Here is a 416-nt window from a genome sequence, read left to right as displayed (position 1 = left end):
CGTTTGGTCGTCACCAACGTAAGCGATTAAGTCATTGTAGGTTTGGATGGCTTGCTCAGACTGATTTAGCTGGCCTTGCGTAATACCTTTGTTGAGCATGGCCGTCACAACCCGCTCTCGCAAAGCCGGCGTTTGGTCGTCACCCACGTAAGCGATTACGTCAGTGTAGGTTTGGATTTCTTGCTCAGACTGATTTAGCTGGCCTTGCCTAATGCCTTTGTTGAGCATGGCTGTCACAACCGGCTCTCGCAAAGCCGGCGTTTGGTCGTCACCCACGTAAGCGATCACGTCATTGTAGGTTTGAATTTCTTGCTCAGACTGATTTAGCTGGCCTTGCCTAATGCCTTTGTTGAGCATGGCTGTCACAACCGGCTCTCGCAAAGCCGGCGTTTGGTCGTCACCAACGTAAGCGATTA

General features: G+C 51.2%; 1 protein-coding gene. It reads right to left on the bottom strand.

Features of this window, described 5'->3' with window-relative positions; genetic code table 11:
- A partial coding sequence (locus FC652_RS20365) for a tetratricopeptide repeat protein (protein ID WP_217904696.1) occupies positions 1 to 416 on the bottom strand: 416 nt, incomplete at both ends.

This window comes from Vibrio sp. 05-20-BW147, assembly GCF_013369385.1.
GTDB classification, from domain to species: domain Bacteria; phylum Pseudomonadota; class Gammaproteobacteria; order Enterobacterales; family Vibrionaceae; genus Vibrio; species Vibrio floridensis.
This window is presented reverse-complemented; position numbering and strand designations above follow the sequence as displayed.